Genomic DNA, 12,849 nt, shown 5'->3' with positions numbered 1-12,849 from the left:
CCTCACGCGGTCGGATAGGTGATGAATTCGAGCAGCGAGCCGTCCGGATCGCGAAAGTAGACGCTGAGTCCGGCCCCCGCGGCGCCGTTCCGCTCGACCGGGCCGAGTTCCACGGCCACCCCCGCAGCTTCGAGATGCGCCATCGCGTCCTCGATCGGGCCGGACCAACGAAAGCACAGGTCGCTGTTTCCCGGCAGCACCGGCTTGGCTGCCACCGGCTCCGCCTTCACACCGGGGCCGTGGCAATTGAGCTGAACGCCGCCGAACCGGTAGGCAAAGCCGTCCCCGCGCGCGATCACCTCGGCCCCGACCACATCACGGTAGAAGGCGTTGGACTGCGCCCAGTCGGTGACGTGGATCACGCAGTGATCGAGGTGGATCGCCGGGCGCAGCGGCACCTCGGGCGCAACCGGCGCGTCGGTCGCAAGCGTCTCCGTCTCGGCCATGACTCACCTCCGCGCGGGCCGGGCGAGCCCCCGGTCCCGTATTATCAATTAGGGCGCAACCGTGGCCGCGGCAGCGGGCACTCGCGCGCCGCTGCGGCGCAAAAGCTACATCGCCACCGACGGGGAGACGGTAGGCATAGGGTCCAGGACCGTATCCCGCATGTCAGGACCCATGATCGCAACACGCCCATCGGCCTGGAGCCGAATTCGCCGGTTCCTGCTCTCGCGAATTCTGCTCGCCGTGGTGGCGATCGCGCCGCTGGCGGCCTGCCAGACACGCCAGGCCCAGCTCGCGCAGGACGATGAAGCGGCCTGGTACATCGGGACGAAGCCCGACAAGCCCTACGACATTCCCCTGGTCGACACGTCGAAGCTCGATCCGAAGTACCGCCGCCAGCAGGTCAGCTACAACGGCCCGGAGAAGCCCGGGACGATCCTGGTCGATATCGACCAGCGCCAGCTTCTCCTGGTCCAGGCGGACGGCACCGCGATGCAGTACGGCGTCGGCGTCGGCAAGGCCGGCTTCTCCTGGAAGGGCGAGGCGCGGGTCGGTCGCAAGGGTGTCTGGCCGGATTGGAGCCCGACCGTCACGATGGTCTCGCTCAACCCCGACCTGCCGCGGACCCGCAAGGGCGGGGTCGACAACCCGCTCGGTGCCCGCGCCCTCTACCTGTACCAGGGCAACCGCGACATCCTGTTCCGCATCCACGGCACCAACGAGCCCTGGAGCATCGGCGAGCAGATGTCGTCCGGCTGCGTCCGGATGCTCAACGAGGACATCGCCGACCTGTACGAGCGCGTGCCGGTGGGCGCCCGGGTGCTGGTCAAGCGCAACGGCAAGTACCGGGTCTGACGCCCGATCATCGCGGGGTCTGCGCTTCGGACAGCGCCGGCTCCGCCGTCATTTCCCGAACCCGCGCGATCCCGGCGGCAAGTTGCAGCTATCGGGCACGCGACGATGCGCAGCGTCCGCTGCCGAAAGCCCGACGTTGCGGCTATCCGTGCCGCGCTGCACGCTTCTGCCAGGCACCGTGTCGCAGCGCATCGGCCGGGAACGCTTTCGCAACCTATCGGCACCACCCTCGGGTGAGCCTGCAGGCGTCGGTTTCGCGGGCGCATCGGGTTCGACGGGACGCCCCGGGCCTCCCCAGGCGCATAGCTTAGCTGGCAAAAACGCCACAATGGCAGCCGATCCTGCGCGCTCCTGACACGTTCTGCCGCCTCTTCGTGGACAGCTTTCTGATGACAAGATTGATGCTCGCCCTGCTTCTCCTCTGTAGCCCCGCCGCTGCGGCCGGGACGATCAGCGGGCCGGCGACGGTGATCGACGGCGACACGATCGAGGTGCACGGCACCCGTATCAACCTCTACGGGATCGACGCGCCTGAGACGGCCCAGAGCTGCCAGACCGTAACCGGGCAGGACTACCGCTGCGGCCGCGAGGCCGCGCAGGCGCTGAGCGCCCATATCGGCGGCGCCGTCGTCACCTGCGAGCGTCGCGAAGGTACGGCCGCGAGCGGCATGGCCGGCCTCTGCCTCGCGCATGGCGAGGATCTGTCGGCCTGGATGGTGGCGAAGGGCTACGCGCTCGCCAGCCGCCAGGTGATGCCCGCCTATACCCGCCAGGAGGGCCAGGCCTGGGCGACGCGTCGCGGTCTCTGGGCCGGGACCTTCGAGAAGCCGGCCGATTGGCGCCAGGACCGCCGCCGCATGGAGGCCTCGGCCGGGGCGAGCGCGGCCGACTAGGCCCACTCACACCGTCTTGTCGCGGCCCTCGGTGAATTCCCGCCAGAGTAGGACCAGGGCCGCCATCACGGCCGGGCCGACGAACAGGCCCAGCAGACCGAAGGTCTCGACGCCCCCGAGGATGCCGAGTAGCACCCACAGGAACGGCAGCTTCGTGGTGCCGCCGATCAGGGCCGGCCGGACGAAGTGGTCGGCCACGAAGGTGACGACGAAGCCGGCCACCGCCACGATGATCGCCGCCTTCACCGACCCCGCCGCGACCAGCAGCAGGGCCGCGATCGCGATGGCGAGCGCCGCGCCGAAGGGGATCATGGCGGCGACCGCCGTGAAGGCTCCGAGCAGCACCGGGTGCGGCACGCCGGCGAAATAGTAGACCACCCCGAGGATGAAGCCCTCGCCGAGGCCGACGAGGACGAGCCCGTCGACGGTGCCGTGCACCGAGGCTACCATCTGCCGCGCTACGCGCTCGCCCCGGGGGCCGAACAGCCGGTCGCAGGCGACCCGGGCCTGCTCCGTCACCGTCCGCCAGTCGCGGAACAGGAAGAACAGGGCCACCAGGCTGAAGCCGAACAGGACGATCCGGTGCAACACCTCGCGGCCGAAGTTGCGCGAGGCGCCCACCACCGAGTGGTTCTCGAACCGGTGCAGCAACTCGGAACCGGCCTGGGCGTGCCCGAGATTGTCATTCCACCATGCGGTGGCCTGGGCGGCCCCGTAGGGCAGGTGCTGGAGGAATTCGGGGGCCGGGACACCGTTCGCTTCGGCGTTGCGCACGAACTCTGCGACGTCATGGGCTTCGCGGGCCGCCTGGACGCCGAGAATCGCCAGGGGGGCGAGGAAGACCAGGGCCACCGCGGCGGTCATCAGCGTCGGTAGCAGCAGGTTGTGCCGACCCGGCGGGAAGCGCCGTTCCAGGCGGGCGTAGAGCGGCCACAGGGCGATCGCCAGCACCACCGCCCAGGCCAGGGCCGGCAGGAAGCCGTGAAGGATCCACAGGCCGAGCGCGGAGAGTGCCAGGACGAGCACGACCCGGGCCGCACCCTGCGAGCGCGCCCGCTCCGGCGGGGGTGGGGGACCGAGATGAGTCGGAGGCGGGACGGAATGGGCCGTGGGTAACATCCGTTTCGTCTCCTGAAGGCCGCGCGAAGGGCGCGTCCGCGCAAGGGCGCAAGAGATCGCGTCGCTGCGAAGAAGTCCGTTCATGACCGCGAACCAGCGCTGCAACGCGCCGGGAACCGTCGCGGTTGCCGCCTCCAACCCCCTCGTGTAGAGGTCGCGGCCGTCCGACGGGCCCGCAGCGCGGGCCCCGTACGCGTATTGGTGGCCGCGCGGGGCGTGAGCGCCGGGTCGCCCGGCATCGAGGGGGCTCCCCGCCCGACCGATCCGGAAATCGAACAGCCCGCGAGAAGACATGTCCGACGAGCCCGCCCACGGCAGCGCCACCTTCGAGCGCGTGGCCGACATCATTGCCGAGACCGCCGACATCCCGCGGGACAAGATCACCCCGGAGAGCCACGCCATCGACGACCTCGGCATCGACAGCCTGGCCTTCCTCGACATCGCCTTCGCGGTCGACAAGGCCTTCGGGATCAAGCTGCCGCTCGAGCGCTGGACCCAGGAGGTCAACGAGGGCAAGGTCCCGGCCGAGCAGTATTTCGTCTTGAAGAACCTGTGCGCGCGCATCGACGCCCTGGTGGCCGAGAAGGCCGCAAAGGTCTGACGCGCTAGAGACCGACGCACCCCCATGCGCCTCGAATATTTCGAGATGATCGATGCCGTGCGGCACCTCGACCGGGCCGCCGGCCGGATCGAGGCGCTCGCCCGGGTGCCGCTGGAGAGCCCCGTCTTCGAAGGGCACTTCCCCGGTCACCCGCTGGTGCCCGGCGTGCTCCTGACCGAGACCATGGCGCAGGCCTCCGGCTACCTCGTGCTCGCCCATCTCGACTTCACCCGGATGCCCTTCCTCACCGGGGTCGACAAGGCCCGGTTCCGGTCCTTCGTTGGGCCCGGCGCGGAGCTGGTCGTCACCGCCACGCTGGAGCATGACGGCTCGGGCTACGCGGTGACCAAGGCCGCGATCAGCCATGCCGGCAAGCCGCTCTGCGACGCCGAGCTGCGCTTCCGCACCATGCCGTTCCCGGACGGGCTCGACGCGCCGATGCGCGAGCGCGCCCGGACCATCGGCCTGTTCCCGGATCCGGTGCAGCCATGACCCGCCCGGTCCTCGTCACCGGCCTCGGCCTCGTCTCCTGCGCGGGGGAGGGGATCGCGGCGCATCTCGCGGCCCTCGACGCCGACGCGGCGCCCCGGACCGACACCGAGACCTTCGCGCCCTATTGCGTGCATCCGGCGCCGCCGATCGCCTGGGATGGGCAGATCCCGAAGCGCAGCGATCAGCGCCAGATGGAGGCCTGGCAGCGGCTCGGCGTCTACGCCGCGGGCCTCGCCCTCGACTCCGCCGGCGTGAAGGACGACGCCGCCCTCAAGCAGGCGCTCCACCTCGTGGTCGCGGCGGGCGGCGGCGAGCGCGACTATGCGGTGGACGGTGCGATCCTGACGGGCTTGCGCGATGCGGCCGATCCGGGCGCCTACCTGAACGAGCGCCTGCAGAACGACCTGCGGCCGACGCTGTTCCTGGCCCAGCTCTCGAACCTGCTCGCCGGCAACATCGCCATCGTGCACGGGGTCACGGGCGCCTCGCGGACCTTCATGGGCGAGGAATCGTCCGGCGTGGATGCGCTGCGGATCGCGCAGGCGCGCGTCGCGTCGGGCCAGATCGACGCGATCCTGGTCGGCGGTTCCTACAGCGCCGAGCGTCCGGACGTGCTCGTGATCCACGAGATGGGCGGCTACCTCGCCCGATCGCCCTATCGCCCCGTATTCGAGCGCGGCGGACCGGGCGATGGGGACGCCGGCTTCATCCTCGGGAGCTGCGCGGCCTTCCTGATGCTGGAATCCGAGGACCACGCGGCCGCCCGTGGGGCCCGGGCGCTCGCCCGGCTGGACCGGGTGGCAAGCGATCGCACGCGGCGCGCCCCCGGGAGCATCGCCGGTAGCCTCGAAACCCTCTGGCCGCAGGCCGGGCTCTCGGCACCGGATCGCGTCCTGTCCGGGGCCACCGGGGTCGCGCCGATCACCGCGGAGGAGCACGGGACGCTGAGGCGGCTCGCGCCGGCGGCGCGGATCCGGGCGCTCGGCGACGTGATCGGACATGGGCTCGAGGTCGTCGCCCCGTTCGGAGCCGCACTCGCGGCCGGCCTCGTCGCCGCCGGATCGGCCCGCGAGGTGGCGGTGACGACGATCGGCCATCGCCGCGGCGAAGGCGTGCTGCGTCTGGTTCAGGCCTGACCGGCATCCGGGACCGGGCTGGCGGCAGGACGCCGCGAGCTCATCCGGTTTTGCAGGGGCCCGGCTATCTGTCTGACGACGCGCAACTTCCCAGCCCGTCGCGCTTCTACTGTCCGGGATAAAGCCGGCGCTGCGTCGATCTTGGAATCCGTCGAAATATTTCTTCGGACTTGCCAATGCGTCAATGAAGGTCTATCCCAGTTTTATCGGCACGTGTCCGGATATCTTGGACCGTTACGCCTTCGCAGGGCGGTTCTGACTTTCCTATCGCTATCGGTCGATACCGGTATCCGCTTTCCGAGCGGCTGCTATCTCTCACTACGCCTGCGAAGATCGAGGAATTCCATGAGCACCGGAACCGTCAAGTGGTTCAACGAGACCAAGGGCTACGGCTTCATCCAGCCGGATGACGGCGGCAAGGACGTGTTCGTCCACGTCTCGGCTGTCGAGCGCGCCGGCCTGCGTGGCCTGAACGAGGGCCAGAAGGTCTCCTACGAGCTGGAAACCGACCGCCGCAGCGGCAAGGAATCCGCTGGCCAGCTCCAGACGGTCTGATCGCCGAACCGACGGCCATTGTCGAAGCCGCTCTCGAGGGAGCGGCTTCTTCGTATCTACATTCGATTTCGGGACGACGGCGGCCCGCCGCGCCCAACACAGGAGTGTCTGTGAGCTTTCCGAATAAGCAAGGTGTCGTCGATCGACTGGAGGCCGCTGCCAAGGCGCGGTCCGAGATGCTGGCCCGCTTCCGGGCTCGCCCGACTGCCGATGATCCGGCCGTCCTCGCCCGTCAATCCGCGCGCCGCGCCGTGGTCGATGCCCGCGAGGCCCGCGCGGCTGAGCGTGCCGCCCAGCGCGAGGCGGAACTCGCTCGTGCCGCCGCCCAGGCCGAGGCCGAGCGTCAGGCCGAGGCCGAGCGCAAGCTCGCCGAGCAGCTCGCTGCCCAGGAGCGTGCCAAGGCCCTCCAGGCCGAGCAGAAGCTCCAGCGCGATGCGCGCTACCTCGCTCGCAAGGCCAAGGCGCAGAAGCGGCGCTAAGAGCCTCTCATAAAACTCCCGCCGCACCGTCGCGTGCGAAGGGAGAGCTCCCGGGAACCGGGAGTTTTGTGAGGTGCTCTAGGACGTTTGCGGCCGAACCAAAGCCTGGTTCGGCGCGAGCGGGCGCCCCAGAACATCGATTCGGAGCCGTCTCCGGCCGCCTCGCGGTCGGACGTTGCCCCGGAGGCGCCGCCCCTTCGAAACCACGCCCCAGGAGCCCTGGCATGACCCACAAATTCAAGATCGGCCAGCGCGTCTGCCGGGTGCAGCTTGGACTTCCCGGCGACAAGGGCGGCGGCGAGGTCTTCGAGATCCTGCGCCTGATGCCGGAGGATCAGACCGGCGAGCGCTCCTACCGGATCCGGACGGAAGCCGGCGAGCGTGCGATCCGCGAGAGCGAGCTGGTCGCGGTCAGCTCCCTCTGAACGAGCCGCATCTCAGAGCGTCCTGAACATCACCAGGGCGTCGACGAAGCCGAGACCCGGATGCCGGAAGGCCCCCGGGAGCCGGCCGACCTCCGCGAAGCCGAGGCTCCGCCAGAGCTTCACAGCGCGCTGGTTGCTCGAAACCACGAAATTGAACTGCATCGCCGAGAAGCCGCGCTCGCGCGCCCGATCGAGGGCGTGCTCGCCCATGGCCCGGCCGATGCCGCACCCCGCTGCGGCCGCGCCGGTCATGAAGCCGCAATTGGCGACATGGGCGCCGCCACCAGCCTGATTGGCGCGCAGATAATAGGTGCCGAGCACCACCCCATCCTGTCCCGCCACGAAGGTCTCGCGGTCCGCACCGGTCCAGTAGGCAACGGCGTCCGCCTCGCTGAGCCCGGGATCGAGCGTGTAGGTCTCGCCGGCCCGGATGGTCGGCAAAATGATCCGGGCGATCGCCGGGTGGTCGGACGCCCTTGCCGGCCGAATCTCCAGGCTCACCCGAACTGCTCCCGCAGGATGCGCTCGTCGAGGCTGTGCCCGGGATCGTGCAGCAGGACGAGCTCGGTGGCGCGGTCCAGCGAGGTCTCCACCGTGCAGACCCGGCGGAACTCGGTGTGGTCGGCCACCGCCGCCACGGGACGGTGCGGGGCGTCGAGCACGTCGATCCGGATCTTGGCGTAGTCCGGGAGCAGGGCGCCGCGCCAGCGCCGGGGGCGGAAGGCCGAGATCGGGGTCAGCGCCAGCAGCTTCGCGTCGAGCGGCAGGATCGGTCCACCCACCGAGAGGTTGTAGGCGGTGGAGCCGGCCGCCGTGGCGACCAGCACCCCGTCGGCGATCAGCAGGTCCAGCCGGACATGCCCGTCCACGGCGATCTTGAGCTTGGCGGTCTGATGCGTCTGGCGCAGCAGGTAAACCTCGTTGATCGCCCGGGCCCGGTGGCTGCGGCCCTCGGTATCGACCACATCCATCACCAGCGGGTGGATGACGCTGCGCTGGGCCGCCTCCAGATGCACCAGCAGGTCGTCGTCCCGGAATTCGTTCATCAGGAAGCCGACTGTGCCACGGTTCATCCCGTAGATCGGCTTCGGGTGATCCATGAACCGGTGCAGCACCTGCAGCATCAGCCCGTCGCCGCCCAGCGCGACGACGACATCCGCCTCTTCCGGTGGGACGTGATCGTAGCGCCGCATCAGGGCGGCGGCGGCTTCCCGGGCGTAGCCGGTCGGACTCGCCACGAATGCGATCTTCTTGAATATCGGCATGGCGTCAGGCGGTGCCTGGCAGGCGCGTCGAGGTCCCGTCGGGGGTCACGTCACGGCTCCAATCTGATGAGCGAACCGCCCGGTTGACGTCGGTGCCCCGCATGCGTCTGACTCGCCGGGCACATGCGCGATCCCGGAGGCATAGCATGGAGCGTCCGCTCCTCGTCTACACCACCTTTCCCGATGCCGCCTCCGCGCTGAATATCGGCGAGGCCCTGGTCCGCGAGCGCTTGATCGCCTGCATCAACGTCCTGCCCGGGATGCAGTCGGTCTACAGCTGGAAGGGGGCGGTTGAGCGTGGGGAGGAGGTCGCCGCGATCCTCAAGAGCCGCGAGGGCCTGGCCGACCTCCTCTCGGCCGCCCTGAAGGCGCGCCACCCCTACGAGGCGCCGATCATCCTGCATCTCCCGGTCGCCGGGGCCGACGCCGACACGGCGGCCTGGATCCTGGCGGAGACGCAGCCAGCCGACGCGACCCTCGCGGCGCCGCCGTCATCCTGATCGCCGCGATACTGCCCTACGACGATGCCTGGGCGGTCGCGAATACAGCCTTTGGAGGCATTCATTGCGGAGCGCTGCGGTGTGTTCGCAAATCGACTCCGGTGACAATTGACTTCATCAAAATTCGATGGTGAATTTCCCGAGTGCCGTGAATCGAATACGGCACCGTGACTTGCGGTGGCGCGCGATGAGAGGATTGATTGCAATCCTTGCGATCGGATTCGGCCTCCCGGCTGCGCAAGCCCTGGAAGCCGACGCGGTGGTCGGAACCTGGCGCCTCGTCTCCGCCACGCGGAAGATCGTCGAGACCGGCGAGGTCATCGACGCCTATGGCGGGCCTAAGCCCAATGGCTGGATCACCTACGGGCGCGACGGGCGGATGATGGTCGTCTGCGCCTTCGAAGGACGCGCGCGTCCCGCCGCCAACGACACGATGTCCGACGCGGACAGGATCCACCTGCACAAGACCTTCTTCGCCTATGCGGGGACGTACAAATTCGACGCCGACCGCGTCACCCACATCATCGACACGTCCTGGAACGAGGCCTGGACGGGGACCTCTCAGGTCCGGCACGTCGAGCAGAAGGGACGGCAACTGATCTACACGACCACGCCGTTCAAGTTCAACGTCGACGGAAAGCTGAGCGTCATCACGCTGATCTGGGAAAAGTACCCCTGATTTTTCGATCTACGGCTCAACAGGGAGGACGACATGCCCCGAATGTATGGTCTGTCGGCGCTGGTTTTCGCGGCCGCCCTCATGCCTGATCTGTGCCGTGCGGAGGCCCTGGAAGCCGATGCCCAGAGCGCGGCGACCAAGTGGGACGAGGCCTATAACCGCGACGACATGGATACGCTGGGCAAGCTCTACGCGCCCGACGCCCTCGTGGTGACCAAGGGCGGGACGCAGACCCGCGACGGCATCCCGAAGTTCTTCTCCGGACTCAAGGCCAAGGGCTGGGACGACCACAAGACGACGGTGAAGACCGCCGTCGCCAAGGACAAGCTGCTCATCGTTTCGGGGCGCTGGCAGATGACCGGTCCCGGGGATGGCGGCGCCCGGAAGACCTTCGAGGGCAATTGGGTGAACGTGCTCGAACGCCAGCCGGACGGCTGGCGGACGGTGCTTCACACGTGGAATTGAGATCGTTCGGCGCCCCGGGCGACGGACGCGCCCTGACGATCCCGCGCCGCGGGGTGGAACGCGGGCCAACAACATGTGGATAGACCCGCGCGGTGTCGAGAGACCGACCGACGGGAAGAAAAATCGTTGTCGTTCCGGCGCATCCGAAAACAAATCGTGGATCATACGATCGCTTTGATGATAGATTACCTATTTTCGATGTAGTTCAAAGCATAGTGTCTGGATTTATAGTTCAATGCGTTGTGGACCTGTCTCCGAACGACTATGAGCGCGCTGGCGCTGTTTCGGCGCCATCGGTTCGAGGACGTCGAGACCATGAAGGCATTCAAGATCGCCAGGCGCATCGCGTGGGTGCTGCTGGCGTCCGGCGCGGGCGGGACGGCCGTTCTGGCGGCCGGCGGCAAGGCGAGCGAGCCGTTGATGACCATCGAGCCGGCCCCGTCGGGCCCGGCGGGCCTGACCGCAGCCAACCCGCCGGCGCTGCGCTACGGCACCCTCTACGCCGACGCCAAGGGCCAGAGCCACGTCCAGTATTGCGACCTGAAGAACTTCCTCTTTAAGAGCTACGCACCGCCGGCGGCACCCCAGTATGTCGGCTTCCCGCCGGGGGATGTGGCCTCGATCAAGTACGCGATCCTGCCGGTCGGCTATGTCGGCACCTGGCACACCGCCCCCGGCCCGCAATGGGTGATCACCCTGTCGGGGCGCTGGTCGGTGGAGGCGACGGACGGCTCCGTACTCGAGCAGGGGCCGGGCGAGGTCGAGTTCAACGCCGATACCGGAGCAACCCCGCAGGGTCCGGAGGGCCATGTCGGGCACCTCACCCGCCAGGTCGGCGACGTGCCGAACGTCCAGCTGATCGTGTCGCTGAAGCCCCGCACGGGCAAGCGCTCCACCGATCCGTGCCAGCCGACCGCGCGGTGAGGGCCGGGCCCGCTCGACGCGTGCGAGAGTCATCCGGCGGACATGCTTCGCCGGATCTTCGAAGAAACTTCAGGCGCCCCTGACCGGATAGGTGCGGCCCTTCCAGGTAGCCGCGCCGGCGCGGCCGCCCCGCAGCAGCACGTTCCACTGGATCGCGAGCGCCACCAGCACGGCCGCCGGGTGGAGCGGGATCGTCGCCAGCGGCGCCCGCACCGCGACGGTGATCGCCGTCCGGCTCGCCAGCGACAGCGCGCAGGCCGCCACGGACGCCACCAGAGCCATGGGCGGCATCAGGCCGAACAGGCCGGCCAGCACCAGCAGCGGCGGCAGGACCTGGCCGCAGCCGAGGAGCACGGTCCAGACCGGCAGGGCGCGGGGCGTCGCCATGCCCTCGTGCGCGTTCTTGGAGAAGCCCGCCCACGCCTCCGAAAAACCCCGATACATCCGGCAGGTCGCGAGACCCGCCCCAGCCACGAGGTCGGTGCGGTAGCCCGCCGCGCGCAGGAGCCGGGGCAGGCGCACGCCATCGTGCAGGAAGCCGCGGATCGCGCCGTGGCCGCCGATCGCCACGTAGGCCGCGCGCTCGAACAGGATGAGCTGCCCGCAGGCGGCGCCCAGCGCCGGATCGGGGCGGCGGCGCATCAGCGGCACCGGCAGGAAGCCGACCAGCAGGAAGTCGATCATCGGCACGGTGAGCATCTCGCCGAGCGTCCCGGTGCGCTGCCGGGGCACGCCGCTGACCAGCGCCGCATCCGCGCGCCGGGCCTGCGCCACGAGCGACGCCGCGGCCTCGGGCTCCAGGCGGACATCGGCATCGATGAACAGCAGGTAGCGGCCCTCGGCGAGCCCGGCAATGTGGGCGCAGGCGTGGTTCTTGCCGGTCCAGCCCTCGGGCAGCGGCGGCACCGGGACGACGCGCAGGCGCGGGTCGCCGAGGCCGCGCACGATTTCGGCGGTGCCGTCCATGGAATGGTCGTCGCCGACGATCACCTCCACGGGCACGGCGGTGCTGGCAAGGGCGGCCCGCACGGTCCCGGCAATGTTGCCCGCCTCGTTGCGCGCCGGGATCAGGATCGAGACGAGGCCAGGATCGGCCTCCGGAGCGGGCCGGCGCAGGGCGAACAGGTTCACCGCCGTCAGGATTGCCGGCAGGGCGGCGGTGAGCAGGCAGAGGAGGGCCAGCGCCGTGAGGATCGGCTCGCTCATCGCCCGGGCTGCCCGTCGCCGGCCCGGTGGGCCGGATCGAAGCGGCGCCCGGCCAGCCGCGCGGACAGGCGCCGCCAGAGATCGTAGACGCCGCCGACGCCCTTGCGGCCGGCGACCAGGGCCCGGAAGCGCTCCGGCTCGCGGCTGACCACGTCGGCGCTCAAGCGGTCGAGGGTCGCGGTCAGGTCGCCCTCCAGGCGGGCGAGCCGGTCCGCCCGCGGCAGGGCCGCCAGTTCGGCACCCGGAATCCCGGGCCCGAAGGCCGCGAAGGCCTCGGCCCCGCGCTCGTCCCAGAAGGCATATTCGAGGGCGAGCGGCACGAACAGCGCGTCGGGGGCGATCTCGGCGAGCCGGGCCACGCCCGGGCGGAGGCCGAGGGGCCGGACCCGGACGTCCACGAAGCGGCCCTGCGCGGTGATCCAGAGGGCCGTGCCGGAGCGCGTCAGGATCGCCCGGGCGGCGGACAGGAACTGGGCGGCGCCCCTTGGGCTGTCGAGATCGACCCCGAAGGCGCCGATCCGCTCGAACACCCGGTAGCGCGTCAGCATGGCGGCGTCGAACGGGGCCCGGTTCTCGCGGTGCGGGTAGAGCCGGCCTGACAGCACGATGATCACCGCGGCGTCCCACCAGGCAGGGTGGTTGCAGTAGATCACCAGCGGGCCGGCATGATCCTGGGATGGCGGCGCGCTCCACTGCGGCAGGCGCAGGGCGTCGAGGTGCCGATGCAGGTAGCGCTCGAACCACGCCTCCATGAAGCGGCGGATCAGGGGCAAGACTGGTTGCAGGAGATCGGGGGGCGGACGGCGCCGCT

18 protein-coding genes are annotated in these 12,849 nt (G+C 69.7%); 12 read left to right on the top strand and 6 right to left on the bottom strand.

What is annotated here, in order from left to right; genetic code table 11:
• Positions 1–2 precede the first annotated feature (2 nt).
• A complete protein-coding gene (locus AKJ13_RS19230; protein WP_050734806.1) occupies positions 3–446 on the bottom strand; it encodes a VOC family protein in 444 nt (147 codons plus the stop codon).
• Between the two features lie 172 nt (positions 447–618).
• Here AKJ13_RS19230 and AKJ13_RS19225 point away from each other — a divergent pair, with 172 nt between their 5' ends.
• Positions 619–1,299: a L,D-transpeptidase gene (locus AKJ13_RS19225; protein WP_082317023.1), complete on the top strand. Its 681-nt coding sequence runs from the start codon at positions 619–621 to the stop codon at positions 1,297–1,299.
• Between the two features lie 389 nt (positions 1,300–1,688).
• Positions 1,689–2,192 carry a thermonuclease family protein gene (locus AKJ13_RS19220; protein WP_050734870.1) on the top strand — a complete coding sequence of 168 codons (504 nt, stop codon included), beginning with the start codon at positions 1,689–1,691 and terminating at the stop codon, positions 2,190–2,192.
• Between the two features lie 6 nt (positions 2,193–2,198).
• Here the strand turns inward: AKJ13_RS19220 and AKJ13_RS19215 are convergent, their stop codons facing one another.
• Complete coding sequence (locus AKJ13_RS19215) at positions 2,199–3,311, bottom strand: AI-2E family transporter (protein ID WP_050734804.1); 1,113 nt, start codon at positions 3,309–3,311, stop codon at positions 2,199–2,201.
• A 292-nt stretch (positions 3,312–3,603) separates the two neighbouring features.
• Here AKJ13_RS19215 and AKJ13_RS19210 point away from each other — a divergent pair, with 292 nt between their 5' ends.
• The 6 genes from AKJ13_RS19210 to AKJ13_RS19185 all read left to right on the top strand — a co-directional run bounded on the left by AKJ13_RS19210 (position 3,604) and on the right by AKJ13_RS19185 (position 6,999).
• Entirely contained in the window at positions 3,604–3,912 is a 309-nt protein-coding gene (locus AKJ13_RS19210; protein ID WP_050734803.1) for an acyl carrier protein, read from the top strand.
• 24 nt (positions 3,913–3,936) lie between these two features.
• On the top strand, positions 3,937–4,404 hold the full coding sequence (locus AKJ13_RS19205; protein ID WP_007568873.1) for a 3-hydroxyacyl-ACP dehydratase FabZ family protein: 468 nt from the start codon (positions 3,937–3,939) through the stop codon (positions 4,402–4,404).
• Entirely contained in the window at positions 4,401–5,540 is a 1,140-nt protein-coding gene (locus AKJ13_RS19200) for a beta-ketoacyl-ACP synthase (RefSeq protein ID WP_050734802.1), read from the top strand. The genes AKJ13_RS19205 and AKJ13_RS19200 overlap by 4 nt, the downstream gene beginning before the upstream one ends.
• A 345-nt stretch (positions 5,541–5,885) precedes the next feature.
• The gene (locus tag AKJ13_RS19195; RefSeq protein WP_007568877.1) at positions 5,886–6,095 is read left to right on the top strand and encodes a cold-shock protein; all 210 of its coding nucleotides are present in this window, start codon (positions 5,886–5,888) and stop codon (positions 6,093–6,095) included.
• 110 nt (positions 6,096–6,205) lie between these two features.
• Positions 6,206–6,574 (top strand): DUF6481 family protein, encoded by a 369-nt coding sequence (locus AKJ13_RS19190; protein WP_007568880.1) that lies wholly within the window; start codon positions 6,206–6,208, stop codon positions 6,572–6,574.
• A gap of 224 nt (positions 6,575–6,798) precedes the next feature.
• Entirely contained in the window at positions 6,799–6,999 is a 201-nt protein-coding gene (locus AKJ13_RS19185; RefSeq protein WP_007568882.1) for a hypothetical protein, read from the top strand.
• A 12-nt stretch (positions 7,000–7,011) separates the two neighbouring features.
• Here AKJ13_RS19185 and AKJ13_RS19180 read toward each other — a convergent pair whose 3' ends face one another.
• Both AKJ13_RS19180 and AKJ13_RS19175 read right to left on the bottom strand, forming a co-directional pair.
• Entirely contained in the window at positions 7,012–7,494 is a 483-nt protein-coding gene (locus tag AKJ13_RS19180) for a GNAT family N-acetyltransferase (RefSeq protein WP_050734869.1), read from the bottom strand.
• 2 nt (positions 7,495–7,496) lie between these two features.
• The gene (locus AKJ13_RS19175) at positions 7,497–8,264 is read right to left on the bottom strand and encodes an NAD kinase (RefSeq protein ID WP_050734801.1); all 768 of its coding nucleotides are present in this window, start codon (positions 8,262–8,264) and stop codon (positions 7,497–7,499) included.
• A gap of 146 nt (positions 8,265–8,410) precedes the next feature.
• Here AKJ13_RS19175 and cutA point away from each other — a divergent pair, with 146 nt between their 5' ends.
• From cutA to AKJ13_RS19155, 4 genes are all read left to right on the top strand, one after another.
• Complete coding sequence (cutA, locus tag AKJ13_RS19170; protein ID WP_050734800.1) at positions 8,411–8,764, top strand: divalent-cation tolerance protein CutA; 354 nt, start codon at positions 8,411–8,413, stop codon at positions 8,762–8,764.
• Between the two features lie 187 nt (positions 8,765–8,951).
• Positions 8,952–9,443 (top strand): lipocalin-like domain-containing protein, encoded by a 492-nt coding sequence (locus AKJ13_RS19165; RefSeq protein ID WP_050734799.1) that lies wholly within the window; start codon positions 8,952–8,954, stop codon positions 9,441–9,443.
• Positions 9,444–9,476: 33 nt separating this feature from the next.
• On the top strand, positions 9,477–9,908 hold the full coding sequence (locus AKJ13_RS19160) for a nuclear transport factor 2 family protein (protein ID WP_050734798.1): 432 nt from the start codon (positions 9,477–9,479) through the stop codon (positions 9,906–9,908).
• A gap of 264 nt (positions 9,909–10,172) precedes the next feature.
• Positions 10,173–10,832 (top strand): hypothetical protein, encoded by a 660-nt coding sequence (locus AKJ13_RS19155; RefSeq protein ID WP_244471659.1) that lies wholly within the window; start codon positions 10,173–10,175, stop codon positions 10,830–10,832.
• Positions 10,833–10,901: 69 nt separating this feature from the next.
• Here the strand turns inward: AKJ13_RS19155 and AKJ13_RS19150 are convergent, their stop codons facing one another.
• Both AKJ13_RS19150 and AKJ13_RS19145 read right to left on the bottom strand, forming a co-directional pair.
• The gene (locus tag AKJ13_RS19150) at positions 10,902–12,038 is read right to left on the bottom strand and encodes a glycosyltransferase family 2 protein (protein WP_050734797.1); all 1,137 of its coding nucleotides are present in this window, start codon (positions 12,036–12,038) and stop codon (positions 10,902–10,904) included.
• Complete coding sequence (locus AKJ13_RS19145) at positions 12,035–12,790, bottom strand: lysophospholipid acyltransferase family protein (RefSeq protein ID WP_050734867.1); 756 nt, start codon at positions 12,788–12,790, stop codon at positions 12,035–12,037. The genes AKJ13_RS19150 and AKJ13_RS19145 overlap by 4 nt, the downstream gene beginning before the upstream one ends.
• Positions 12,791–12,849: the final 59 nt, after the last annotated feature.

The organism is Methylobacterium sp. ARG-1 (assembly GCF_001262595.1).
GTDB classification, from domain to species: Bacteria; Pseudomonadota; Alphaproteobacteria; order Rhizobiales; family Beijerinckiaceae; genus Methylobacterium; species Methylobacterium brachiatum.
This window is presented reverse-complemented; position numbering and strand designations above follow the sequence as displayed.